This is a genomic window from Salegentibacter tibetensis, assembly GCF_020164485.1.
GTDB classification, from domain to species: Bacteria; Bacteroidota; Bacteroidia; order Flavobacteriales; family Flavobacteriaceae; genus Salegentibacter; species Salegentibacter tibetensis.
This window is the reverse complement of record NZ_JAIQZA010000027.1, coordinates 18,546-43,787: the sequence shown is the minus strand read 5'-3', so window position 1 is coordinate 43,787 and position 25,242 is coordinate 18,546. Positions and strand designations below refer to the sequence as shown.

The following is a 25,242-nucleotide window of genomic DNA, read 5'->3' as shown; positions in this document are numbered from 1 at the left end:
ACAATTCCAATTTCATCGGAATCACTCGAATTGACAAATAATTAGAAAAATGTATATCAAATAAGGAAAACCTGGTCTTCGAGCTGTATGTCTTTGACCAAAAGTGGTGGGGAATAATCTTTAAACGGAATAATTTCTTTTGAAGAATCTTCAAAAATAAATATGTAAGAATAGGCAAAACCGGTAAGAAAAAGCTGCTGGCTGAGGTCTAGAGAATCAAACTGATGTTTTAACTCATCCTGGCCTTCAACCGCTATTTTTTCGTTGGTACAGCAGGAATCTTCAGTTGAAGTTTCCATTTCCATCCCGCAGGTTTTAGCTTCAGCAAAAATGGCTTTATCTACTAAAAAGCTTCCACAGAAATGTTTATCAACCGTAAAAGAAAAGGTTGAAAACAGCACTAAAAATGCCATTGCTACAGAAATGCTATGTTGAAAAGCGTTTTTCATCCGCTACAAAAATAGGTAAAATTTTGAAATAAAGCACTTTCCGGTTTTTGGGAATAACTTTCGAGATTATGGGTTTTCCCGTTTTTTCAATCGATAATAGTAAAAAGCGGGCAGCAAAATGAGAATAAATAGTGGATGAATTAAAAACCGTCGAACATAAAACAAGCCCATTACATTGTCCGAATTCAAATTAAAGTAAAGTACGCTAAAAGTGGCAATACTAATTCCAAAAAGCAGGGCAAAAAGTAAAGCTGCGAATTTCACTATATTTCTATCACGAAAAGCTACAAAAAGGATTACCAGCGAAATTAGGGTGTTGAGCCAGTAGCGTAAACTTACATTCAGCAATAATTTGGGAACGTGAATTGGAGGAACTTCCATAGCTAAATGCCCTCCGTAACGATAAAAATCTATAAATGGATCATAAAATAGCTGGTGCTCAAACAGCCTTACCAAAACCAGCAAAACAACCAAAATTCCAATTCCCGAAAGTCTTAATAGCTGTTTCATACCTTATGTTTTCGGCTGTAAATACGCACCCAAATTACCCAGAGGATAAATACAGTGCCGTAAATAATCAATGGAAAAATGATGCTATGTAGAAAATCGGTGTAATATGGGTATTCATAAATCCCGACCGCGAGAATAGCGATTCTAATAATATTCATCGCGTAAATTATTACGGTGCCTGCCAGGAAATAGAGTAAGGTTAATTTTAACCTTCCAAAAAATGAGAGAACAAAAGCCGCAAACAGAATGATTATACTAATAGCATTACACCCCTCTATAATTCTTGCCAGGTAGACTTCATTGACTATAAGTTTCATAGAAAGTTCTGATTGATGTGGCAGAATTTGGGCATTATAACCAAAACTAGTAATAAGAGCTTCACTTTGTTTTGCTACGAGATGGGTGAAATAATCAGGGAAATAAACCGGAGACCTAAAGAACTCTAAATAGAGATTATAGATTAGAGTGAAAACCAGGTAGCTTCCCAAAAACATAAAGATGAAACGAAGTACCGATTTGTATTTAACGAATAACTTAAGCAAGTTCCGAGTGGGTTTTTAACAAATTTATATAAATATGAGCCTGCGCTTACTATTATTTTTAAATACTTTTGCACCAAAATATCAACTATGCCATTTCAGAAACTAAAACCGGAAATTAAAACTATTCTTGAAAACGAACATCTATCGGTAGACCACAGGTTATTGCAGGTTTGTGAAGTTTTAAAAGAGAATATCCCCTATTATAACTGGGTAGGTTTTTATTTTAAAAATGGTGATAAAGACGAATTGAAATTACGCTCTTTCGCCGGTGAACCTACAGATCATACCATTATTCCCTTCGGAAAAGGGATTTGCGGGCAGGTAGCGGTTTCTAATAAAAACTTTGTTGTTCCCGATGTAAAAGCACAAACTAACTATATAGCCTGTAGTATTAATGTTAAAGCTGAAATTGTTGTGCCGCTATTTCTAAACGGCGAGAACATTGGCCAGATTGATATTGATTCCCACACACCAAATCCTTTTTCTAAGGAAGATGAAGAATTTCTGGAATGGGTTAATGAGAAAGTGGCTGAAGTTTTAAAGGCATAAAAAAGAAAAGAGAATAGAGAGAATAGAGAGAATAGAGAGAATAGAGAGAATAGAGAGAATAGAAAGAATAGAAAAAAGATGCAAGAATCAAGATCAGAAAAGTCTTTGTTCTAAAATCTATTTTCTATTTTCTTGAATTTTACATTCCCGTTCTAATCGCTTCTACAGGATCTAATTTTGAAGCCGAAATTGCGGGAATTATTCCCGAGATCAATCCGATTACCGCTGAAACCGCAGTACCTATAAACATATTCCAGGGTGAAAGTACAAACTGAAAATCACCTGTAAACTGTGAAGCCGCCAGCGAAACCAACCAAACCAGTCCTAATCCCACGAGTCCACCAATTATGGCCAGGATAATCGCTTCAAATAAAAACTGGAATAGGATAAATTTGTTTTTAGCCCCTAATGATTTCTGGATCCCAATAAGATTGGTTCGCTCTTTAACGCTCACAAACATAATATTAGCAATTCCAAAGCCACCAACCAGTAATGAAAACCCGCTAATAATCAGACCTATAAAATTCAGCTGCCCGGTAATATTATCTATAAAATCGGCAAAACCCTGTAACTGGTTCACAAAGAAATTATTGATATCGCCGGGTTTTATTCCGCGATAATTTCTAAGCTGTTGTTCTAAAACCGCTATATATTCAGCATTATCTACGCCCTCTTCAGGTTTTAAGATTAACTGAGGAAAAACGCCTTTGTTATTATCGCCGTAAACCCTTCTGGCTATATTAGCCGGAAGAAATACCTGGCCATCCCTCGAGCCATCAAATAAACTGGCTCCTTGTTTTTTTAGCACGCCAATAACAGTAAGCTTACGGCCATACAGCCGTACTTCTTTCCCAAGTGAGCTGAAGCCACCAAAGAGATTATTTGCAATTTCGTGTCCTAAAACAATTACCGGTGAACCACTAACCGATTCAGATTCATTGAAAAATCTACCCTCTTCCAATTCAAGGGCTTCAATATCATAATATTCGTGGGTAATCGCAGCAACACCAACGCCGGTGCTGGTTACATCCTGGTGTTTTATAGATTCATCTGGAACACCAATGCTAAAACTTATAGCTTCGGTATTAGGAAGATTTCTTTTCAGGAATTGATATTCATCATAAGAGACATCGGGAAACTGCTGGCGCTTCCATTGAGGAACTTCAGTAGGACCAAAAGAAAAACGCATTACAATTATAGTGCTGTTATCTAAAGCACTTAAACTTCCTTTAATTTCGCGTTCTAAAGAATCTACCGCGGCAAGCACCCCAATAATGGAAAAAATTCCAATAGTAACCCCAAGCAAAGACAAAAATGTTCTTAACTTGTTGTTTTTAAGTGCGTTTATCGCAAAATTAAAACTTTCTTTAAGTACGCGTAAATATATAAGCATAATTAATAAAGCCCGGGACAGAACCGCAAAGCATTTGATTGAAAAATAAAACATTTTGACTCCAGCCCGGTACATTTCAAATCTCACTTAGTGAGTAAGTAAAGCCGGGATTTTGATGTGTTTACTGGTATGACGCCAGGGTTTAAAATTCGTTACAAAATTTCTGGATAAATAAAGTAAATGCCTTTTATGTTTTTGGGTTAAATACTTACTTTTGCCACTTTAACAAACACAACACAATGAGCGACTTAAAAAAAGCAAAATCTGCTTTAATTTCTGTATTTAGTAAAGAAGGCCTGGAACCTATCGTAAAAAAACTTAACGATCTGGGAATCACTATTTATTCTACCGGAGGCACCGAAAAATTTATCAAAGATCTTGGAATTGACGTAGTACCTGTAGAAGATGTAACTTCTTATCCTTCAATTTTAGGCGGAAGGGTGAAAACGCTCCACCCAAAAGTCTTCGGCGGAATTTTAAATCGCCAGGATAATGAAGGTGATGTAAAAGAACTTGCAGAATACAAAATTCCGCAAATAGACATTGTGATTGTAGACCTTTATCCATTTGAAAAAACCGTAGCCTCGGGAGCTTCAGAGCAGGATATTGTTGAAAAAATAGATATTGGCGGGATTTCGCTAATTCGCGCCGCAGCAAAAAACTTTAAAGATGTGCTATGCGTTTCTTCGGTAGAGGATTATAAAGGTCTTAAAAATTTACTGGAAGAAAAAAATGGCGAAACCAGCCTAACCGATCGTAAACTTTTTGCCGGGAAAGCATTTAATATTTCCTCGCATTATGATACTGCAATTTTTAATTATTTTAATGCTGAAGGGGAAGTAAAAGCTTATAAAGAAAGCATCCAAACCGGAAAAGAATTGCGATATGGTGAGAACCCACATCAGCAGGGAACTTTCTACGGGGATTTTGATGCGTTTTTCGATAAACTTCATGGGAAAGAGCTTTCATACAACAATCTTTTAGATGTTGATGCAGCGGTAAACCTCATCAATGAATTTAAAGGTGAAGCACCAACTTTCGCTATCTTAAAACATAATAATGCTTGTGGCTTAGCTCAACGCGACACGATTCACCGGGCTTACGTAGATGCATTAGCAGGAGATCCTGTTTCAGCTTTTGGAGGAGTTTTGATCAGTAATGTTGAAATTGATAAAACCACGGCTGAAGAAATTCATAAACTTTTTTGTGAGGTTGTGATTGCTCCTTCATTCTCTGGTGAAGCTGAAGAAATATTGAAGGGAAAAAAGAACAGGATTTTATTAATTCAGAAGGAAACTGAGCTCCCACAGAAACAGGTTAGAACCTGTCTAAACGGGATCTTGGTTCAGGATAAAGACAATAAAACAGATGCGCTTGAAGATTTAAAAGAAGCTACAAACAATAAACCAACAGATGCCGAGTTATCTGACCTGTTGTTTGCTTCCAAAATTTGCAAACACACAAAATCTAACACTATTGTTTTGGCTAAGAACAAGCAATTGTGCGCCAGCGGAACCGGACAAACATCTCGTGTAGATGCTTTAACCCATAGCATAGAGAAAGCAAGATCTTTTAAATTCGATTTAAATGGAGCGGTAATGGCCAGTGATGCATTTTTCCCGTTTCCTGATTGTGTAGAAATTGCCGGAAACGAAGGAATTTCAGCAGTAATCCAACCTGGCGGATCTATAAAAGATCAGCTTAGTATAGATTATTGCAACGAAAATAATATAGCTATGGTGATGACGGGAACACGCCATTTTAAACATTAATTTTATTACATTTACCAAACCTCAATACCAAACAAAGCATGGGATTTTTTGACTTTCTCATTGAAGAAATAGCAATAGATTTAGGAACTGCCAATACACTAATAATCCACAACGATAAAGTAGTTGTAGACAGCCCCTCTATTGTTGCACGAGACCGCACTACGGGAAAAATAACCGCAGTAGGGAAAGAAGCTGCTATGATGCAGGGAAAAACCCATGAAAACATAAAAACCATTCGCCCTTTGAAAGACGGGGTAATTGCCGATTTTGACGCCAGTGAAAAGATGCTCACGATGTTCATTAAGGAAATTCCCGCGCTTAAAAAGAAAATGTTTACTCCGGCGCTTAGAATGGTAATTTGTATACCTTCAGGAATTACAGAAGTTGAAATGCGTGCAGTAAAAGAAAGTGCGGAGCGTGTTAACGGGAAAGAGGTTTACCTTATTCACGAACCTATGGCTGCGGCGATTGGTATTGGGGTAGATATTATGCAGCCAAAAGGAAATATGATCGTAGATATAGGTGGTGGTACTACCGAAATTGCGGTGATTGCCCTTGGCGGAATTGTATGTGATAAATCGGTTAAAATTGCGGGTGATGTATTCACTAACGATATTGTTTACTATATGCGTACCCAGCATAACCTTTATGTGGGAGAGCGTACTGCTGAAAAAATAAAAATCCAGATTGGTGCAGCGACTGAAGATTTAGAAGTTCCACCAGAAGAAATGAGCGTGCAGGGGCGTGACCTTTTAACAGGAAAACCCAAGCAGGTGAATATTTCTTATCGTGAAATTGCCAAAGCTTTGGATAAGTCGATTTTAAGGATCGAAGACGCAGTGATGGAAACCTTATCGCAAACTCCGCCTGAACTTGCTGCCGATATTTATAATACCGGTATTTACCTTGCCGGCGGTGGATCTATGTTACGGGGACTGGACAAAAGGTTATCCCAAAAAACCGATCTTCCGGTTTATATCGCTGAAGATCCACTAAGGGCAGTGGTAAGAGGAACTGGAATATGCTTAAAAACCCTAAATCGTTATAAGGGAATTTTGATAAAGTAGGAGAAGTAGTTTTATGCAGCAAATTTTCAATTTTCTTATTCGGAATAAGAATAATATTCTATTCTTGTTTCTGCTTGCTTTAGCTGTATTTTTCACGATTCAAACCCACTCTTTTCACAAGAGCAGCTTTATAAGTTCGGCCAATGTGCTTACCGGTGGTATTTATTCCTGGGCCAACGATTTCGACAAGTATATGCATTTGGATGAGTACAACGAGCGCTTAATGGAAGAAAACAAGCAGCTACGCAACGTGCTCACAAACTTAAACGATACTATTTCTGTAGAAAATTATACCGATACTACCAGCTTTGATGGGACTTATTATTTTAGAACGGCAAGGGTTATTAATAACAACTACGCCAAACCTAATAACTTTCTCACCCTGAACCAGGGGAAAGAGGCAGGAATAAAATCTGAATTCGGAGTAATTACCAGCAAAGGAGTAATTGGAATTGTGGACAGGGTTAACAACAGGTTCTCACGGGTAATTTCTATATTAAATTCAGATTCTAAAATTAATGCGCAGTTAAATAAAACCAACCATTTTGGGAGTTTGATCTGGAATGGCAAAAACCCTAATATCGTCCAATTAATAGACGTACCCAGGCAAGCTCCTGTAAAAAAAGGAGACACCATAGTTACGGGAGGTCGATCCTTAATTTTTCCGGAAGGAATTCCTATAGGTAGTATTGAAGATTTTAAACTGGATCAAAGCGAGAGTTATTACACTATTAATGTTAAGCTCTTTAATGATATGACCAATATTGGCTATGTATATGTTATTGAAAACCTGGATAAGGAAGAAATACAGGAATTAGAGCGGGAAGATGAACAATAGTATTCTAAAAAATATCATTAGATTTGTAGGATTTGTGTTTATACAGGTGCTTATCCTAAATAACATTAATTTCCTGGGTTACATAAACCCATATTTATATGTGTTATTTATTTTGCTTTACCCGTTTAACGGCAATCAAAGTGTTTTTTTAATACTGGCTTTTCTCCTGGGTTTCAGCATAGACCTTTTTGAAGATAGCGGCGGGGTTCATGCCGCGGCCTGTGTAGTGATTGCTTTTATAAGACCTAATTTGCTGCGTTTTTCTTTCGGAATAAGCTATGACCATCAAAATCTAAGACTTTCCACAACCCCATTTGGTGCAAGGTTGAGCTATATTTTTATCAGTATTATAATTCATCATTTTATATTATTTTTCTTGGAAATGTTCAGCTTAAGTCATATAATAATAGTCCTTAAAAAAACGTTATTTTCAGGGATTTTCAGTGTTATTATGATCATACTAAGTCTGGCAGTTTTCAGCAAAAAATATAGATGAGAAAATTACTCCTTTACATTATTATCCTTACCACCGGCATTATTTTTCTTGCCCGGTTATTCTATTTGCAAATAATGGACGATTCTTTTACGGTAAGATCTCAGGATAATGCTATAGAAGTGGTTTACGATTATCCGCAGCGCGGTTATATTTCAGACCGAAACGGGAAGTTAATGGTTTCTAACCAACCATCTTATGATGTCATGGCTATTCCGCGAAACCTGAAGCCTTTTGATACTACAGAATTCTGTGAAATTCTAAGCATAGAACCTGAAGAATTGGGTCGCCGATTAGATAAGGCCAAAATCTATTCCCCTATTCTTCCATCGGTAATTATTCCCCAGCTCACCAAATCAGAATACGCCTATCTACAGGAAAAAATGCGCAAATATGAAGGTTTTTATATCCAAAAGCGTTCTTTAAGGGATTACCAGGTAGACCATAGCGCAAATGTGCTGGGATATATTACTCAGGTAAATCAGAAGAAAGTTAATGAGGATCCTTATTATATTTCCGGGGATCTTATTGGGCGAAGTGGAGTAGAATCAGTCTACGAAGAACTATTACGTGGCGAAAAAGGCGTGAAATATATTCAGAAAGATAGATTTAACCGGAATATTGGTCCGTATAAAGACGGTATTTACGATACACTCCCTACCAAAGGGAAAGATATTAGCATAACCATAGATGCCGAACTTCAGGCCTATGGAGAAAAATTGATGAAAAACAAACGAGGAGGTATTGTTGCTATAGAACCCGGAAGCGGTGAAATTTTATCGTTGGTAACTGCCCCCAATTACGATCCTGCATTACTGGTAGGGCGAAAAAGATCCCCTAATTACACCAGACTTTATTACGATTCTATTGCCCAGCCACTTTACGACCGGGGACTCTTAGCTGAGTATCCTCCAGGATCTCCTTTTAAAGCTTTAACCGCCTTAATCGGGCTTCAGGAAGGGGTGGTAGATACCGATGACAGGTTTTCCTGCAATAACGGATATAACTACGGAGCAAGACGTCCTTTAGGTTGCCATGCACATCCCAGTCCACTGGATATGGTTCCGGGAATAGCACATTCCTGCAACGCGTATTTTGCCCAGGTTTACCGCAAAACTATTGAAAAGCACCCAACTCCACAGGAAGGAATCGATACCTGGAACAAACATTTAAAAAGTTTTGGACTTGGACAGTTTATGGGGAATGACCTCAGTACAGGAAGACCGGGAAAAATACCTGATGCCGAATACTATAACCGAATTTACAATTACCCAACTTATAAGTGGTACTCTACCGCAACGATTTCTAATGCCATTGGCCAGGGTGAGGTTTTGATGACGCCCATTCAGTTAGCAAATATGACCGCTACTATAGCGAATCGCGGCTGGTATTATACGCCCCATATTTTGAAGAAAGTTGAAGGTGATCCTATTAAGGAAGAAAAGTTTACTGTCAAGAACAAAACCACTGTAGATACAAAACATTTTGACCCGGTAGTTGAAGGAATGCACCAGGTTTATAAAAGTGGTACTGCTAGAAGCCTTCAAATACCAGGTATTGAAATCGCCGGGAAAACGGGAACTGCAGAAAACTTTACAAAAATAGACGGAAAACGAACCCAACTTACCGACCACTCGATCTTTGTAGCTTTTGCACCTGTAGACAATCCCAAAATAGCAATAGCAGTATTTGTTGAAAATGGATATTGGGGAAGCCGGTATGCAGGAAGAATTGCAAGCCTGATGGTAGAAAAATATATTAAAAGAGAAATAACCCGAACAGATATGGAAGACTGGATTTTAAATCACAGTCTTGAAGATGAATATGCAAAACCATTAAGCGGAGAACCTTTTATAATAAATCGATAAATGGGGAAAGGCGTAACAGGTTTCGATTGGATTACTATTTTAATTTATCTCTTATTAGTAGGTTTTGGTTGGGCTAATATTTACTCAGCTTCCTTAACAGAAAGTCATACCAGTTTTCTGGAATTCAATCAAATATACAGCAAACAGGGACTTTGGATAATCTTAAGCTTCCTTCTAATAATTATATTGTTATCTATTGAAGCGAAATTTTATCAGCGTTTCTCCAGTGTTATTTATGCAATAAGCCTCTTAAGCCTGGCAGGCCTATTTATTTTTGGAAGTACTATTGCAGGGCAAACGGCATGGTATCAAATAGGCTCTATTAGTATTCAACCTGCAGAATTTGCCAAGGCCGCCACTGCACTAGCTGTGGCAAAATACCTTAGCGGCATACAAACCAATATCAAGGATTTTAAGCATCAATTAAGGGTTTTTCTAATTATCGCCCTTCCACTGATCTTAGTACTATTGCAGCCGGACGCAGGAAGTGCTGTGGTGTATTTTTCATTTGCTTTTGCGCTGTACCGGGAGGGACTTCATTTTGCTTATTTATTATTGGGCTTTTTTGCAGCAACCTTATTTGTGGCTACCCTGGCTTTTGGTCCTTTATGGGTAATTGGCGGTGTTTTATTAATTGCAATATTAGTTTATCTTAAAAACCTTAAAAGAAGGCCTAATATTCTTAAATACCTCTTCTTTGCCGCAGTGGCCATCGGGTTTTCGCTTTCGGTAAATTATGTATTTGAAAATGTCTTTAAACAACATCACCGGGATAGGTTCAATATCGTGTTAGGGAAGGAAGTGGATGCCCGTGGAATAGGCTATAATACTAATCAGAGTGAAATTGCCATAGGCAGCGGCGGATTATTCGGAAAAGGCTGGACTGAAGGCACCCAAACCAAAGGACATTTTGTACCAGAACAGCACACTGATTATATTTTTAGCACGGTTGGTGAAGAATGGGGCTTTCTAGGTAGCACCTTTATTCTTGCCCTTTTTGTCCTGCTGATGCTACGTTTACTCTACCTTGCAGAAAGGCAACGATCCACTTTTAACAGGGTATATGGTTACGGCGTAATTGGAATTATCTTTATGCACTTCCTGGTGAATATTGGGATGGTAATTGGTGTTTTTCCCACCGTGGGTATCCCCCTACCCTTTTTAAGCTACGGTGGCTCCGGGCTTTGGGCCTTTACAATCCTCCTCTTTATTTTTATTAAGTTGGATTCAGATAGGATGTCATTTTAATTACAGCCTTCTACTACTAACAAGAATGCTGCAACAACCAGAATAATTAACGGATAAATATATTTTCTTTTAAGCATACGGCAAATTTATGTTTTTTCTGAATTAAAATTCTTTCTATAAAAATTCAAAATAATTAAATTGAAAAATTAGAGCTTCATGATAAGCATTTCTTAGGACAAATAAATCTAAAGGATTTTGTGAATCTTGCAAGTGCAAATTTCTGTTTGGTTCAATAAGACTTCAAGATAAATTAATTTTATTACGCATAAAAAAAGCGCTCCATTAACTGAAGCGCTTTTCTATTTTCTATAGAGTTATTAGTCTCTCACTTTTGCCAGCTTATCCTCTCTAATATTATTCTTACGCATATCAGATAGTACGTGAATTGCTTCCTCAACGTAAACATCCTTACTTAGATTAGTATGCCAACGATCTCTTTTCTCCTTTAGGATTGTATCGTTCTTAAACATTTCCTCTTCATAAGGTAAAGAGGTAAAAGTAAGGTTTGTCTTGTAGTTATTTATAGAATCAAAACTTTTTGCCATTTCCTGGTTTCGCTCTGCCGTTGCAGCATACTCTTCAAAATTCAGGGAGTGAAAATTATTTTCACTCTGGTCTTTAATCCATTTTGCATGTTGCTCTATAAGCTTTAATTGCTCATTAGAGCTCATTCGTTCTTTACTTTCAGAAATAGTTTTTTCAAAATCTACGTAGCCATCCCAAACATCATATTTAGCTGGATCGATTTTATCCCAGGGTAAAGGATTGTCCTGGTCTTTCTCCCCGATATCAACAAAACTGTAACGATCTGGCACCACTACATCACTTTTAACGCCTTCTAATTGGGTAGACCCCCCATTTACCCTGTAAAACTTTTGGGTAGTTAATTTAAGGGCTCCAACATCTCCAAATTCATTGCTTCTTAACCATCTATTCAGATCTATTACATTTTGAACAGTACCTTTTCCATAGGTTTGTTTACTTCCAATAATAATGGCTCGTTTATAATCCTGCATTGCAGCAGCCAGAATTTCTGAAGCCGAAGCTGAAAGTTCGTTTACCAATATCACAAGAGGTCCATCCCAAAGTACAGATGGATCTTCGTCTGAAAGGATCTCTTTCCTTTGTCCGCTAGACTTGACCTGAACAATTGGCCCTTCTTCAATAAAAAGACCTGCAATATCAACCACTGTTTTCAAAGATCCTCCTCCATTATTTCTAAGGTCGAGGACAAGACCGTCCATATCTTTTTCCTTTAAACGAATAATATCTTTCTTGATATCTGAAGCAGCATTTCGCTCTTCATAATCTTCCATATTAAAATAGAACTTAGGTAAATTAATTACACCAAAATTCTTTCCTTCCTGCTCTACCATGGCGGTTTTAGCATAGGTTTCTTCAATTTCAACAATATCCCTGGTTATAGTGATTTCCTGAATGTTACCCATTAATTTTTTACGAACCGTTAAGGTAACTTTAGAGTCTTTTGGACCTTTAATTAGATCTACCGCATCTTCCAGACGCATACCTACAATACTCACCGCATCATCTTCATCTTCCTGTTGTACTTTTAGAATCTCATCCCCTTCAGATAGCTCTTCACTTCTCCAGGCAGGTCCGCCAGAGATTACTTCGGTAACTGTAATATTGTCGCTCTTCTTTTGCAGTCGTGCGCCAATTCCTTCCAATTTCCCAGACATAGCGATATCAAACCTATCTTTGTCCTGAGGTGCAAAATAAAAGGTGTGAGGATCAAAAGCCTCCACGATTGAATTTAAATAAACTGAAAAGTAATCTTTACGCTCCAGATCATCGGTAAAATCATAATATTCATCTAAAGAATTTAAAGTAACCTCGCGAGCTTCTTTTTCAAGCTCTTCTTTAGACTTCATTTCGTAATCTGGATCTTCTTCTTTTTTCTGTTCTTCTTCTTCCACTTTATCGTGATAAGTGATTAGTGCAGAAAATTTAAGCTGTTTTCTCCAACGCTCTTTTAATTCCTTTTTCGAAGTAACATATTCAGCTTCAGAAAAATCTGTATCGATGTCTTCAACTTCAGAAAAATCAAAGGGTTTTTCAAGGATTTCTTTGTAGATATCCCGCGCTTCACCAGAACGTTTTAAAAGTCGGTTATACGTAAGATCAAAAAAGTCAATTTCCTTGTCTTTAATCTGATCGTCTATCTTATCCCTGTATTCATTAAACTCTTTAATATCACTGGCATAAAAGAAACGCTTAGACCCGTCTAAACCTTCAAGATATTTATCATAGACTCCTTCAGAAAATTCGTCATTAATATCTCTGGCATCATAGTGTCCTTCATTAAGAACATAGGTAATAAGATCTATAAGAAGCTTATCTTTATTAGGGTCGTCGAATTTTTTAGTAGTAAAACTACAGGATGTGGCGGCCATTAAAAGCATCACCACTAAGATTTTCAAATTCCTTTTCATAAATAGCATAAATTTCATCATTAACAGCTCTCCAAAATACATTAAAAATTGTGCCAATAAAGCTAACAGGTAATAATAATTTGTTAAACTACTAAGATAAGGTTTCTTACTGAAATTACTATTTTAGCTTATATAAAAAATATACTATGACGAAGAAAAAACCTTTAATCTTAGTAACCAACGACGATGGTATAACCGCACCCGGAATTAGAACTTTAATTGAAGTGATGAAAGAGCTGGGTGATGTGGTGGTGGTAGCGCCAGACAGTCCACAAAGCGGAATGGGTCACGCCATTACCATTAGCGACACTTTATTTTGTGAGCGGGTTACTATTAAAGAGAATTATAAACATAAAGAATACAGCTGCTCTGGCACCCCGGCAGATTGCGTGAAAATTGCCACGCAGGAAATCCTGCACCGCAAACCAGATTTATGTGTGAGCGGCATCAACCATGGCTCTAATTCTTCTATTAACGTGATCTACTCGGGAACAATGAGCGCAGCGGTAGAAGCCGGTGTAGAAGGAATTCCCGCCATAGGATTTTCATTATTAGATTATTCATTAAATGCCAATTTTGAACCTGCCCGAAAATATGTGAAGGAAATTACCCGAAATGTTATTAAAAACGGCCTTCCAAAAGGAGTAGTTTTAAATGTAAATATCCCGAAACTTCCTGCTTCCGAAATTAAAGGAATGAGAGTTTGCAGGCAGGCAAATGCGCATTGGGAAGAAGAATTCGACAAAAGAACAAATCCTCAGGGACGCGAATATTACTGGCTTACCGGAAAATTCGTAAATAAAGATAAAGGTGAAGACACAGATGAATGGGCCCTGGAAAAAGGTTATGTATCGGTTGTACCTGTTCAATTTGATTTAACGGCACATCACTTTTTAGACGATCTAAATAATTGGGAACTTAATGATTAAGCAAAACATCTTTATAGGATTCTTAACCGGAATTTCTGCCAATATAGGCGGCATTTTCCTTTATATCCTGCTTTTTTCTGAAATGGGAATAGACGAAACCCTGGACGATGCAATGGCTGAAGCTTATATCGGGAAGCTAATTGCCCTCGGAGCTATTTTAAACTTTTTGCCTTTCTTTGTCTTTCTTCGGAAGAAACAAATTTATCACGCAAGAGGTGTACTATTGGCTACCATTATTGCCGCCATTACCATTTTTATCTCAAAAATAGTTTAAAATGAAATATTACATAATAGCAGGTGAAGCTTCTGGAGATCTTCACGCATCTAACCTGATGCGTGCTTTGAAAAAAAACGATTCCCAGGCTGAATTCAGGTTTTGGGGTGGCGACCTTATGCAGGAACAAGGCGGACAGCTGGTAAAACATTACCGGGAACTGGCTTTTATGGGATTTGTTGAAGTGCTTTTTAACCTGAAAACCATTCTTCAGAATATTTCATTTTGCAAAGATGATATTACCGAATTTAAGCCCGATGCCATTATTTTTATAGATTATCCCGGCTTTAATTTAAGGATTGCCAAGTGGGCTAAAGAAGAAGGCTATCAAACACATTATTACATTTCCCCGCAAATTTGGGCCTGGAAAGAAAACAGGATTGATTCGATAAAGCGGGACATAGACCATATGTACGTGATCCTGCCATTTGAAAAGGAATTTTATGAAGAAAAACATAACTTTCCGGTACATTTTGTAGGGCATCCCCTTATAGATGCTATTGGCCAAAAAGGGCTACCTAATGTGGCGGCTATTAAAAAAGAAAACCAGCTAGACCACAGGCCCATAATTGCAGTGCTGCCCGGAAGCCGTAAACAGGAGATTTCAAAAATGCTGGAAGTAATGCTGAGCATTACACCAGATTTCCCCGAATATCAGTTTGTGATTGCAGGCGCACCTAGCCAGGACGCTGAGTTTTATGCTCCCTTTATCAAGCATAAAAACATCAAACTGGTAATGAACAAAACTTATGATGTGCTAAGCCTTTCCCACGCGGCGATGGTAACCTCGGGGACTGCAACTTTAGAAACCGCATTGTTTAAAATCCCCGAAGTGGTTTGCTATAAAGGCAGTTATGTTTCTTACCAAATTGCCAGGCGGGTTGTGAACCTGGATTATATTTCTTTGGTAAATCTTATTATGGACCGGGAGGTAGTAAAAGAGCTAATTCAGAACGATTTTAATACGAAAACGCTCAAAAAAGAGTTTAAGAAGATACTGGAAGAGGAAAATCGCACCAGGATTTTTAAAGACTATTTTGAATTGGAAAGAAAACTGGGTGGAAAAGGAGCCAGTGAAAAAACGGCTCAGCTTATTGTGAATGCGATTAAAAATTGATCTATGCAGCAGGTTTTTAAATTACTTTTTTTAGGCTTTTTTATGCTAAGTCTTATTTCCTGCGGAAGCTCGCGTTCAAAGGTGATTACCACTAAAAGTGACGATAAACGCTCTGAAAGGGTTTCTCATTCAAGAAATGCTGAAATTGAACCCACCGATAAAAAAGTCTATAACATTATTTCTAAAGCCAAAAGTTTTGAAGGCACGCGTTACAAATATGGCGGGACTACCAGGCGGGGGATGGATTGCTCCGGACTTATTTACACCGCATTTTTAGAAGAAGATATCGCTATTCCCAGAACTTCCCGCGCATTGTCTTTAGAGGGGGAACGCCTGTACTTAAAAAAGGTAGCTCCGGGTGATCTCCTATTTTTTGAAACTAACAAAAACCGAAAAGTGATTAACCACGTAGGTTTAGTGGTAGAAATAGAACCCGAAAATATTTATTTTATCCACTCCTCTACCTCCCGGGGTGTGATAATTTCTTCTCTTTCTGAACCTTACTGGAATGGATCTTTTGTAATGGCCCGCAGAATTTTATAATTTTTAGTATCTTCAATTTTGCCGCCCCAGTAATTAATATAAAGGGGATGCAATTTCTTAATTTAACGATCATCAAACTTTCTATATTCCTGATTCTGGGAATAATCACCGGTTTTTGCCTGGAAATTCCCGGCTTCCCACTTTTTATATTCTTAGGCTTTCTATTTGTTATTTTCTGTCTAGGTTATTTGAGAGCACGTGAACAATTATTTGACGATATTTTCTTCGGAATATGCACCTGGAGTTTAATTTTTACCCTGGGAGTTGCCACAGCATATCTTCAGCAGCCAAAGAACCAGCCAAAACATTATGTAAATCTTGAAAATACTGAAGCTGAACTAATGCAACTTCGCATTAAAGAAAGCCTGAAACCTAACCTTTACACCCGCCCCTTCATAGCTGAAGTTGAAAAGATTCTTTCAAAAGAAAATTCCATACCGGTAACTGGAAAAGTCTTACTAAATATCTCAAAAGATTCCCTTGGTAAAGAGTTAGCACCCGGAATGAAACTGCTTGTTCCATATAAACTCACCAATATTACTGAACCGCTAAATCCATATCGCTTTAATTACCGAAACTATATGCAAAAACAGCGGGTAGAAAAGCAGTTACAAATCAGTAATTCTGAATTCTATCTTTTACCTGTAAAAGCAGAATCCCCTATTAGCATGGCTTCAAATTTTAGGGAAAGGATTATTAGAAAACTTTCAGATACTAAGATTGAGAAAAACGAACTAGCTATAATGCAGGCTTTATTGCTGGGACAAAGGCAGGATATTTCAAAAGAGATTTATGAAGAATATGCCGCCGCGGGAGCTATTCATATTCTGGCCGTATCCGGACTTCACGTGGGTATTATTTTACTCATTTTAAACTGGCTTTTTAAACCGCTTAATTATTTTAAAAATGGACTTATATTAAAAACCCTGCTGTTAATTTTATTAATGTGGGGTTTTGCAATCTTAGCAGGGCTTTCTCCCTCGGTGGTGCGAGCGGTGACTATGTTTTCTTTTATCGCTATTGGGATGCAAATGCGAAGAAAAACGAGTATTTTAAACAGTTTATTTATTTCGCTGTTCATTTTACTTCTTGTAAATCCGTATTTCATTTTTCAGGTAGGTTTTCAGCTAAGTTACCTCGCAGTCTTTGCCATTGTTACCATTCAGCCTAAATTATTTAAGCTATGGGAACCCCGATTTAAAATCACAAAATACTTTTGGGGACTATTAAGCGTAAGTATTTCTGCACAAATTGGGGTTTTACCTTTAAGTTTATTCTATTTTCATCAATTTCCGGGCTTGTTCTTTATTTCAAACCTGGTGGTTTTACCGGCTTTGGGACTTATTTTGGGACTGGGGTTTTTAGTAATTTTATTCACCTTACTAAATTTTCTCCCAGATTTTTTAGCAGAAACCTACGGAAAGCTTATAGCTTATATGAATCAATTCATCGGTTGGGTTGCGGGACAAGAAGAGTTTGTTTTTACTGACATCCATTTTAATATATGGCAAAATTTAAGTGCGTATTTATTGATTTTCTTTTTCATTCTTTTAATCTATCAGAAAAGCTTCAGAAACCTGGTTTTCTTTCTCTGCGGAATTGTTTTATTTCAGTGGAGTATGCTTTACAGCAAAGTGCAAAATTGCTCTTCAGAAAGTATTGTATTTCATAAACCCAGGAAGACTATGATTGGTATCCAGAAAGATGAAAAGCTAATGCTTTATCATAATTTAGAAGATGATTTTTATAAGGAAATAAGGGTCAAAGATTACAAAACGGGCAGGAATATTAATCAAATCGAAGATAAAAAACTACCCGATGTTTTAGCTTTAACTGAAGCCAGTATATTAATTGTAGACAGCAGCGCAGTTTACCAGCTTAAAGATTTTCGACCTGACCTGGTATTACTTCGGGATTCACCTAAAGTTAACTTAGAGAGGCTTATTCAGCATTTAAACCCTGAAATAATTATTGCCGATGGCAGCAATTATCATACTTATGTAGCGCGCTGGGCAGAAACAGCCAGAAAACAAAAAACCCGTTTTCACCATACTGGCAAAAACGGAGCTTTCCGCATCTCTACTGAACCTTAGGATCCACTATCAACTAAAACTTAAATTTTACTCGATAATCAAGATTAAATACACTACCGATGGTCTCGAAACTGAAGTTTTTCATTCTCAACTTCGTCAAATTTTGCTAAGGTATTTTATTTAAAAGAACCTTTAAAATTCTCCTGGTATTCTGAAAAGGCTTCTTTTGAAGTCATTTTTTTATATTCATCTTCAGCAAAAAGTTTTAGATATAATTCCAGCTGCTGAGGCGTTCTATATCCCGGAATAGGCGCTAATAAATTAGCTTCCTCATCAAAGAAAACAAGGCTGGGATAACCCGTGATTTTTAAAGCCCTGGCCAGCTGGTGCGAAGAGTTTCTACCAGTCTTATCAGGATCATATTGCGGGTTTGTAAACACCTGCCCCTTAAAGTCAATTTCCTCGGGACCTTCAGCATTAAATTTTACCGGATAGTAATTCTCATTTAAAAATTCAATCACATCACCGTTTGTAAAGGTATTCTTATCGAGCATCTTACAGGGACCACACCAAACGGTGTAGGCATCCATAAAAATCTTTTTAGGCTCTTCTTTTTGAGCCGCCAAAGCCTCATTCATACTCATCCATTTAATTTCCTGAGCCTGAGTGCTTATTCCTACAAATAGAAAAACTATGGTAATTATTCGAATCATTTATTCCTTTTAGGGTTTTAAAACAAAAAACGTTCCTAAAATTAAAGAACGTTTTTTGTTTTAAATACTTTTTTTAGATTATTTACTATCCCTTTCAGTATCTGCAATTTCATATTGCTCTGTCTCCAGCATTTCCCGTTCTTCATCTTCAACCCCGTGGGTAAGTCGTTTTAGAGGTTTCAGCATTATTAAAACAATAATAGAAAAAGCTATGGTAAATATGGTTATCCCCGAAAATATTGCCAGGTCACCCGCATCTGCCGCAAATTCTCCTAAAACTCCAGCTAATTTATTTCCTAAACCTGTTGCAGCAAAGTAAACTCCCATCATTAAAGAGGCATATTTCACAGGCGCTAATTTTGTGATAAAAGAAAGCGCCACCGGCGAAGAACTTAATTCTCCAATGGTATGGAATAAGTAAGCTAATACCAGCCAATACATCGCTGAAGATCCATTAGCTTCAAACTGAACCGAAGCTGCGGCCATAAACACAAAACCAAGCCCCATAATTATAACTCCTATTGCCATTTTAAAAATAGAAGAAGCTTCTTTGTTTTTTAATTTTCTACGTGCCCAAAAATTAGCTACCAGCACCCCAAAAGAGATGATAAATAAAGCATTTAGAGATTGAAACCAGGAAGCCGGAACTTCATCTCCAATAAAAGGAATTGCAAAAGGCAAAGACCTATTGGTTTTATCTAATGCATAGATATTCATCAAACCGCCGGCTTGCTCGAAGGCTCCCCAGAAAACGATTACAAGAATAAAGGATAACAGCATTACAACATAACGATCTTTCATTACTTGCGTAGTAAGGTCCTTATAAACCATGAGCATCATAGCGATCACCAGGGTTAAAAAGATACATAAAAAGCCATAAGGAATAGATTCAGCAATAAGTACATAAATAGAGCCTATCATTAAGATTGCAGATACGACTAATTGAATAGGAGAGTTAAATAAATCACCAAACAGCCCGCTTAAAGATGCTCCTTCGCTTCGCTCTACTTTAGATAGTAAGTTACCTACGTTCACCAGGTATTTTTGTCCCCATAAATAAACAATAAGCCCAAAAGCCATGGCTATTCCAGCAAGCCCAAAGCCCCAATGCCAACCTATAAACTCTCCAACTCCGCCTACGATAAGGCTGGAAAGAAAAGCACCAAGGTTAATTCCAATATAAAAAATGGTAAATCCTTTATCTCTTCTTATATCGCCGGGCTTATAGAGACCTCCTACCATTGTGGAAATATTGGGCTTAAGCATCCCTACCCCAATAATAATTAATCCCAGTCCTGTATAAAAAGCCCACATTTCTTCTACAGCCAAAATACCGTGACCTGCTACAAGGATAATCCCACCCCATAACACCGTTTTCTTCTGGCCTAATAATTTATCGGCTATAATCCCTCCCGGAATCGAAGCCACATAAACTAACATGGTATACCAACCGTAAAGGGCTAAAGCTTCACCTTGTGTCCATCCAAGTCCGGCATTACCATCTGTAGTGGCACTTACTAAATATAAAACCAGGATAGCACGCATTCCATAATAAGAAAAGCGTTCCCACATCTCAGTGAAAAATAAAATATATAAGCCTACCGGATGCCCAAATAATTCCTTTTGAGGAGCTCTGTTAGTTGCTGTTGCCATCTAGATTATAGTTTTTCTTTTATAAAATCTGTCATCATTGTATAAAGGTGCAATCTTGTATTACCACCGTAAATTCCATGGTTCCTGTCAGGATAAATCGCCCAGTCAAATTGCTTATTGGCCTGCACCAAAGCTTCAACCATTCTCATAGTATTCTGTAGGTGTACATTGTCATCTCCTCCACCGTGAATTAAAAGGTAATCTCCCTTTAATTTTTCAACGTGGTTTATAGGAGAATTCTCATCATAACCAGAAGGGTTTTCCTGCGGGGTAGTCATATATCTTTCAGTATAGATACTATCGTAAAATCTCCAGCTAATTACCGGTGCTACGGCTATAGCCATGGAGAAAGTATCGTTTCCTTTTAAGATGGCGTTAGACGACATAAAGCCACCATAACTCCATCCCCAAATTCCAATTCGGTCTTCATCTATATAATCTCTTGCTCCCAGTTTCTTCGCAGCAGAAATTTGGTCTTCCACTTCGTATTTACCAAGTTCATTTTGAGTGACCTTTTTAAAAGCAGCTCCTTTATACCCGGTACCACGACCATCTACAGTAACGACGATATAACCTTCATTGGCAAGTAATTGATACCAGTAATCGTTAGTTTCAAAATAAGAATTGGAAACCTTTTGAGAACCGGGACCCGAGTATTGGAACATCAATAATGGATATTCTTTATTCTCGTCAAAATCATTTGGTTTGATAGTCCACATATTAAGCTCATTGCCATTAATTTCAATGGTGCTTAATTCTTTTGGAGCGAAATCATACGCCTCTTCTTTTTCAAGTAAAGCAGAGTTGTCTTTAATCTTTCTAACCAGCTTTCCGTTTTTGGCGTTGTGCAATGTGAATTTGTAAGGAGTTTCAGTACTGGTATAAGAGTTGATAAAGTAAGTATAATCGGCACTAAAATCGGCGCTGTTCATTCCTTCTTTTTCGGTTAAACGGGTTTTGCTTCTCCCGTTAATTTTAATGGAATACACATCGCGATTTACACTTCCGTTCTCTGTACTTTGATAAAAAATTCTCTTAGAATCTTCATCATAACCATAATAACTGGTTACTTCCCATTCTCCTTCAGTAACCTGGTTTTCCAATTCACCATCTTCATCATAAAGGTAAATATGGTTCCACCCGTCTTTTTCGCTGGTCCAGATAAAACTGTTGTCTTTAAGGAAAGTCAGGTTATTAGTGATATCAATATAAGCTTCATCGGTTTCATTCATTACCACTTCAGCTTCATTATCTTCAGCATCAACAAAAATAAGGTCTAAATTGTTTTGGTGCCTGTTTAGAACCTGAACGCTTAAAATTTCAGGATCCTGCGTCCATTTAATTCTTGGAATATAAAAATCTTCATAATCTCCTAATTCCACTTTTTCGCTTTCTTCTGTAGCTAACTCGTATGTATAAAGGGAAACTTCAGAATTTGCTTCTCCCGCTTTAGGATATTTAAAAACATGCTGACTTGGGTATAGATTCTGCCCAAACATATCCATTGAAAATTCCGGAACTTCGGTTTCATCAAATTTCAGGTAAGCTAAATGAGTCCCGGTTTTATTCCAATCGAAAGCTCTTACAAAAGCAAATTCTTCCTCATAAACCCAATCGGTCACCCCGTTGATAATGATATTTTTCTTACCATCTGTGGTTACCTGCGTTTCTTCAGCTGAAGCGATATCATAGGTATAAATATTATTCTCAAAAACATAAGCCACTTTTGAAGCGTCAGGAGAAAAAGTAGGCTCCTGCACTTTATTATCACTTAATTTGGTAAGGATTTTATCTTCTACATCGTAGATATAATAAATTCCACGGGAAGAACGTCGGTAAATTTGTTCCAGCTCTGTAGAAAGCAAAATCTTATCTTCATTTTCACTAAGCTCAAATCCCTGAAATCCGGAAATCTCACTAAGATCTTCACTGTTTAATAGGCTTCTAACTTTCTCCCCACTCTTGTAAGAATAAACATCTATGCTAGTAGTATTGGCATCGCGGTCGCGATTTAAAACCAGGTATTCCTTACCATTATCTAAAGATTGTAGGGATTGTAAACGTTCCTGTCTAAAGGTGCCATCGTAAATTTCTTCGAGGCTAATTTCTTTATCCTGAGCGTAAATTGTTGAGGTTGCCGCTATTAACAACCCAACCAGTATTTTAGAGAACTTCATAAAATTTATAGAATGAATTTTGATTGCCAAGTTTACTAAATTTTCAGCAAAAAAAGTAGGATTTGAGTGTTAAATACTAAGGATTTGTTAAAGATATATTTCCCTGAATTTTCTAAAAACTGAAAGACTACTCTCCTTAAATAACAATTGTATCTTTGCTCACTATAAATTTGCTTAAAAATGATAAAACCTATCAGCGGCTTTTCTAAACTTAATAAGAAGGAAAAAATAGACTGGCTGGCCGAAACCTACCTTAAAGATCGCCCCGAAGACGTGGCTATACTTAGACAATACTGGAATGAAGATTCCCGGTTACAACAGCTCCACGACGAATTTACTGAAAATACTTTATCAAATTTTTACCTGCCGTTCGGGCTGGCACCAAATTTTCTAATTAATGGAGATTTACTAGCCATTCCCATGGCAATTGAAGAAAGCTCGGTGATCGCTGCAGCAAGTAAAGCGGCAAAATTCTGGAGAACCCGGGGCGGATTTAAAGCTGAAGTTATAGACACTAAAAAGATAGGCCAGGTTCATTTTAATTTCTTCGGAAATAATGAAAAGCTCGAGCACTTCTTTGAAACTACAAAACCAAAGCTTCTGAAAGCAGTAAAACCCATTACCCGTAATATGGAAAAACGCGGCGGAGGGATTTTAGATATAAAACTGAAGGATAAAACAGCTGAAATCGCCAATTACTATCAGTTGCATTGCGAATTTGAGACTAAAGATTCTATGGGTGCGAATTTTATAAATTCCTGCCTCGAAAAATTCGCTGAAGTTTTTCAAAATGAAGCTCAGCAGTACACCGATTTTTCTTCTGAAGAAAAGGATATCGAAATTATTATGAGTATTCTTTCTAATTATGTGCCTGAATGTTTAGTGAGAGCTGAAGTTTCCTGCCCGGTGGAAGACCTCGATGAAAATAAAGATTTATCTGGTGAAGATTTCGCAAAGAAATTTATCCAGGCAGTGAATATTGCTGAAGTTGAACCTTATCGTGCCGTGACCCACAACAAAGGGATCATGAACGGAATTGACGCTGTTGTTCTTGCTACCGGAAACGATTTTAGGGCAGTAGAGGCAGGAATTCACGCTTATGCCGCCAGAAATGGAAAATATTCCAGCTTAACCCACGCCAGCATCAAAGATGGTATTTTTAAGTTCTGGATCGAAATTCCATTAGCGCTGGGAACCGTTGGCGGATTAACAAGTTTACATCCTTTAGTAAAACTGGCTTTAGATATTTTACAGCAACCTACGGCGAGGGAATTAATGAAAGTTGTGGCCGTGGCCGGACTTGCACAAAACTTTGCTGCGATTAATTCCTTAACTACCACTGGAATTCAGCAAGGGCACATGAAAATGCATTTAATGAATATTTTAAATCAGTATAATGCCACTGCAGCCGAGAAGAAAACGCTAACCCAATATTTCACAAAACATACCGTAACCCACAGCAGCGCGGTTGAAGAATTGAAAAAATTAAGAAGTTCATGAAAGAGTTTTACAGTAACGGAAAACTTTTAATAACCGGAGAATATGCTGTTTTAGATGGCGCCAAGGCCCTGGCCCTTCCTACAAAATTTGGTCAGTCGCTGGAGGTAAAAGCTTCTGAAGGAAAAAATATTCAATGGAATAGTTTTGATGAAAACGATAGACTTTGGTTTCAGGGAGAGTTTGAGTTCAAAAATGATGAATTTCAACTTGTTTCTGAAAAAGACGGAGTTTCAGAAAAACTGTTGCAAATCTTAAACGCAGCCCATTCTTTAAACCGAGAATTATTTTCAAAAGAAAAATCTGGATTTGAAGTTAACACCCGATTAAATTTCAATAAAAACTGGGGCTTAGGGACGTCTTCAACTTTAATTAACAACATTGCTACATGGTTCAAAATTGACGCGCATAAACTGCTTAAAAACAGTTTTGGCGGCAGTGGTTATGATATTGCGGCAGCGAAAAACAACCAGCCGATAACTTATCAACTTACCGAAAATGGACCTTCCATTTTAAAGACTCATTTTAATCCTGAGTTTTCAGAAAATATTTTTTTTGTTTATCTGAATGAGAAAAAAAACAGTCGTGAGGCTATCGCTCATTATAAGGCATTACCGAAAGCCAATAAAACCGGGTTAACTGAGAAAATATCTTCGCTAACAGAACAGTTTGCTAGTTGCACAACGCTGACTGAATTTGAACTTTTAATCAACATTCATGAAACATTATTATCAAAAGCACTTCAAACGCCAAAAATAAAACAAGAACGCTTTCCAGATTTCCCGGGAGCGGTTAAAAGCCTTGGTGGCTGGGGTGGTGATTTTGTAATGGTTACAGGGAGAAAAGAAGAGGTTTTTGAGTATTTCAGTAAAAAAGGTTTTGAAACGATTTTTGCGTTTGAGGATATTGTTCTTTAACAAAACATTTTTTAAAATCCTCATTCTAAGGACGAAGCAATCTCTAAGTTTTAGTTACGGATCTAAAGATTACTTCACTCCGTTCGTAATGACGTTTCCTTTTTTGAATCCTGAAACAACTTTATCTAAATGTTTACAAGTTAGGCCTCCGAATAAATTACGGAGCAGGCTCTGAAACGAGTTCAGGGTGACGTAGGATCATCATTG

21 protein-coding genes are annotated in these 25,242 nt (G+C 37.4%); 13 read left to right on the top strand and 8 right to left on the bottom strand.

Going from position 1 to position 25,242, the window contains the following annotated elements; translation table 11 throughout:
• Positions 1-56: 56 nt before the first annotated feature.
• From LB467_RS13660 to xrtF, 3 genes are all read right to left on the bottom strand, one after another.
• Complete coding sequence (locus LB467_RS13660) at positions 57-449, bottom strand: HYC_CC_PP family protein (RefSeq protein WP_224474605.1); 393 nt, start codon at positions 447-449, stop codon at positions 57-59.
• Between the two features lie 66 nt (positions 450-515).
• A complete protein-coding gene (locus LB467_RS13655; protein WP_224474604.1) occupies positions 516-959 on the bottom strand; it encodes an exosortase F system-associated membrane protein in 444 nt (147 codons plus the stop codon).
• Complete coding sequence (gene xrtF / locus LB467_RS13650) at positions 956-1,501, bottom strand: exosortase family protein XrtF (protein WP_224474603.1); 546 nt, start codon at positions 1,499-1,501, stop codon at positions 956-958. Before xrtF ends, LB467_RS13655 begins: the two co-directional genes overlap by 4 nt.
• 87 nt (positions 1,502-1,588) lie before the next feature.
• Here xrtF and LB467_RS13645 point away from each other — a divergent pair, with 87 nt between their 5' ends.
• On the top strand, positions 1,589-2,050 hold the full coding sequence (locus LB467_RS13645; protein WP_224474602.1) for a GAF domain-containing protein: 462 nt from the start codon (positions 1,589-1,591) through the stop codon (positions 2,048-2,050).
• Positions 2,051-2,189: 139 nt separating this feature from the next.
• Here the strand turns inward: LB467_RS13645 and LB467_RS13640 are convergent, their stop codons facing one another.
• Positions 2,190-3,443, bottom strand: coding sequence for an ABC transporter permease (locus LB467_RS13640; protein ID WP_224474601.1), 1,254 nt, complete (start codon positions 3,441-3,443; stop codon positions 2,190-2,192).
• A 239-nt stretch (positions 3,444-3,682) separates the two neighbouring features.
• Here LB467_RS13640 and purH point away from each other — a divergent pair, with 239 nt between their 5' ends.
• From purH to rodA, 5 genes are all read left to right on the top strand, one after another.
• Entirely contained in the window at positions 3,683-5,215 is a 1,533-nt protein-coding gene (purH, locus tag LB467_RS13635) for a bifunctional phosphoribosylaminoimidazolecarboxamide formyltransferase/IMP cyclohydrolase (protein WP_224474600.1), read from the top strand.
• A gap of 38 nt (positions 5,216-5,253) precedes the next feature.
• Complete coding sequence (locus LB467_RS13630) at positions 5,254-6,282, top strand: rod shape-determining protein (protein ID WP_057482684.1); 1,029 nt, start codon at positions 5,254-5,256, stop codon at positions 6,280-6,282.
• Between the two features lie 13 nt (positions 6,283-6,295).
• Positions 6,296-7,120 (top strand): rod shape-determining protein MreC, encoded by an 825-nt coding sequence (mreC, locus tag LB467_RS13625; protein ID WP_224474599.1) that lies wholly within the window; start codon positions 6,296-6,298, stop codon positions 7,118-7,120.
• A gap of 492 nt (positions 7,121-7,612) precedes the next feature.
• Entirely contained in the window at positions 7,613-9,481 is a 1,869-nt protein-coding gene (mrdA, locus tag LB467_RS13615; RefSeq protein WP_224474597.1) for a penicillin-binding protein 2, read from the top strand.
• The gene (gene rodA / locus LB467_RS13610; RefSeq protein ID WP_224474596.1) at positions 9,482-10,729 is read left to right on the top strand and encodes a rod shape-determining protein RodA; all 1,248 of its coding nucleotides are present in this window, start codon (positions 9,482-9,484) and stop codon (positions 10,727-10,729) included.
• 317 nt (positions 10,730-11,046) lie between these two features.
• Here the strand turns inward: rodA and LB467_RS13605 are convergent, their stop codons facing one another.
• On the bottom strand, positions 11,047-13,182 hold the full coding sequence (locus tag LB467_RS13605) for a carboxy terminal-processing peptidase (RefSeq protein WP_224474595.1): 2,136 nt from the start codon (positions 13,180-13,182) through the stop codon (positions 11,047-11,049).
• A 146-nt stretch (positions 13,183-13,328) separates the two neighbouring features.
• Here LB467_RS13605 and surE point away from each other — a divergent pair, with 146 nt between their 5' ends.
• Genes surE through LB467_RS13580 form a run of 5 tightly spaced genes read left to right on the top strand, consistent with a single transcriptional unit; the run spans position 13,329 to position 18,138 of the window.
• Positions 13,329-14,111 carry a 5'/3'-nucleotidase SurE gene (gene surE, locus LB467_RS13600; RefSeq protein WP_224474594.1) on the top strand — a complete coding sequence of 261 codons (783 nt, stop codon included), beginning with the start codon at positions 13,329-13,331 and terminating at the stop codon, positions 14,109-14,111.
• A complete protein-coding gene (locus LB467_RS13595) occupies positions 14,104-14,385 on the top strand; it encodes a hypothetical protein (protein ID WP_224474593.1) in 282 nt (93 codons plus the stop codon). The genes surE and LB467_RS13595 overlap by 8 nt, the downstream gene beginning before the upstream one ends.
• A 1-nt stretch (position 14,386) precedes the next feature.
• A complete protein-coding gene (gene lpxB, locus LB467_RS13590) occupies positions 14,387-15,502 on the top strand; it encodes a lipid-A-disaccharide synthase (RefSeq protein ID WP_224474592.1) in 1,116 nt (371 codons plus the stop codon).
• A gap of 3 nt (positions 15,503-15,505) precedes the next feature.
• On the top strand, positions 15,506-16,045 hold the full coding sequence (locus LB467_RS13585) for a C40 family peptidase (RefSeq protein WP_224474591.1): 540 nt from the start codon (positions 15,506-15,508) through the stop codon (positions 16,043-16,045).
• Positions 16,046-16,092: 47 nt separating this feature from the next.
• Positions 16,093-18,138: a ComEC/Rec2 family competence protein gene (locus LB467_RS13580; protein WP_224474590.1), complete on the top strand. Its 2,046-nt coding sequence runs from the start codon at positions 16,093-16,095 to the stop codon at positions 18,136-18,138.
• Positions 18,139-18,254: 116 nt separating this feature from the next.
• Here the strand turns inward: LB467_RS13580 and LB467_RS13575 are convergent, their stop codons facing one another.
• From LB467_RS13575 to LB467_RS13565, 3 genes are all read right to left on the bottom strand, one after another.
• Positions 18,255-18,791, bottom strand: a complete 537-nt coding sequence (locus LB467_RS13575) for a thioredoxin family protein (protein WP_224474589.1) — start codon at positions 18,789-18,791, stop codon at positions 18,255-18,257.
• 78 nt (positions 18,792-18,869) lie between these two features.
• A complete protein-coding gene (locus LB467_RS13570) occupies positions 18,870-20,444 on the bottom strand; it encodes a peptide MFS transporter (protein WP_224474588.1) in 1,575 nt (524 codons plus the stop codon).
• A gap of 5 nt (positions 20,445-20,449) precedes the next feature.
• Positions 20,450-22,621 (bottom strand): S9 family peptidase, encoded by a 2,172-nt coding sequence (locus LB467_RS13565; protein ID WP_224474587.1) that lies wholly within the window; start codon positions 22,619-22,621, stop codon positions 20,450-20,452.
• A 180-nt stretch (positions 22,622-22,801) separates the two neighbouring features.
• On the opposite strand from LB467_RS13565, the gene LB467_RS13560 reads away from it, so the two are divergent.
• Positions 22,802-24,121 (top strand): hydroxymethylglutaryl-CoA reductase, degradative, encoded by a 1,320-nt coding sequence (locus tag LB467_RS13560; RefSeq protein ID WP_224474586.1) that lies wholly within the window; start codon positions 22,802-22,804, stop codon positions 24,119-24,121.
• Positions 24,118-25,035: a GYDIA family GHMP kinase gene (locus LB467_RS13555; RefSeq protein ID WP_224474585.1), complete on the top strand. Its 918-nt coding sequence runs from the start codon at positions 24,118-24,120 to the stop codon at positions 25,033-25,035. The genes LB467_RS13560 and LB467_RS13555 overlap by 4 nt, the downstream gene beginning before the upstream one ends.
• The last annotated feature ends 207 nt before the right edge of the window (positions 25,036-25,242 follow it).